Raw genomic sequence first — 372 nt, 5'->3', positions numbered from 1 at the left:
TCAATGCCCGGGACCGTGTGGCTTTCGCCTCCAACCCGGCGTTCGATGCCAGTACCCTGGACGTCTGGGCACCGCTGCTCAATGGCGGCTGCGTGGTGGTGATCGGCCAGGATGACTTGCTCTCTCCGGTGAATTTCCAGCGGATCTTGCTGGAGCAGTCTGTAACGGTATTGTGGATGACCGCCGGTCTGTTTCATCAATACGCTTCGGGTCTGGGCGATGCATTCTCGCGCTTGCGCTACCTGATTGTCGGCGGCGATGTACTGGACCCGGCGGTGATCGCACGGGTGCTGGCGAACGGTGCTCCCGAGCACCTGCTCAATGGCTACGGCCCGACCGAAGCTACTACTTTCTCCACGACCTACGAGATTA

Annotated in this window: 1 protein-coding gene; it reads left to right on the top strand. The window is 60.5% G+C overall.

The genetic code is table 11. The features are described from left to right. The coding region (locus HX866_RS34025; RefSeq protein WP_177141296.1) for an AMP-binding protein at positions 1-372 on the top strand (372 nt) is incomplete at both ends.

It is taken from the genome of Pseudomonas gingeri, assembly GCF_013386165.1.
In the GTDB taxonomy this organism is placed as follows: Bacteria; Pseudomonadota; Gammaproteobacteria; order Pseudomonadales; family Pseudomonadaceae; genus Aquipseudomonas; species Aquipseudomonas gingeri_C.
The sequence above is the reverse complement of the archived record's forward strand: the minus strand, read 5'-3'. Positions and strand labels throughout refer to the sequence as shown.